This is a genomic window from Curtobacterium sp. B18, from assembly GCF_000333375.1.
GTDB lineage: Bacteria > Actinomycetota > Actinomycetes > Actinomycetales > Microbacteriaceae > Curtobacterium.
In genome coordinates, this window is sequence record NZ_BACZ01000602.1 from 1 (window position 1) to 514 (window position 514).

1 pseudogene is annotated in these 514 nt (G+C 69.5%); it reads left to right on the forward strand.

The features are described from left to right. Positions 1–466 (forward strand): annotated as a pseudogene (locus I5E_RS16310) (sugar ABC transporter substrate-binding protein); the annotation flags it as partial. Positions 467–514 lie beyond the last annotated feature (48 nt).

Here is a 514-nt window from a genome sequence, read left to right on the forward strand (position 1 = left end):
GTCGACCTCGGGCAAGTGGGCCGTCGCGCCGATGCCGCCCTGGTCCGAGGGTGACTCGAAGTCGGCCGCCTGGGGCGGTTCGTCGAACGTCGTCTTCGCGGGCAGCAAGCACCCGGCCGAGGCGTCGGAGTTCCTCGTCTGGCTGAACACCTCGAAGGAGGCGCTCGCCGCGCTGAACAAGGAGGCGAACCTCTACCCCGCGTCGTCCACCGGCGCCGAGCTCCCCGCCCTCACCGAGGGGCTGCCGTTCTACGGCAACCAGAAGATCTACGAGGAGTTCGCGACCGCGGCGAAGGACATCCAGCCCTTCACCTGGGGTCCGACGATGACCCAGACCTACTCGGACGTGTCGGACGGCTTCGGCCAGGCGGCCTCCGGGCAGGGGACCCTCCTCGACGCGCTCGAGTCGGGGCAGTCCAAGACGGTCGCGGCGCTCAAGGCGCAGTCGATCCCGGTCAAGGAGTGATGCCGGCGGTCTGATGCGCCCACGCGCACGACGACGGACGGGAGTTTT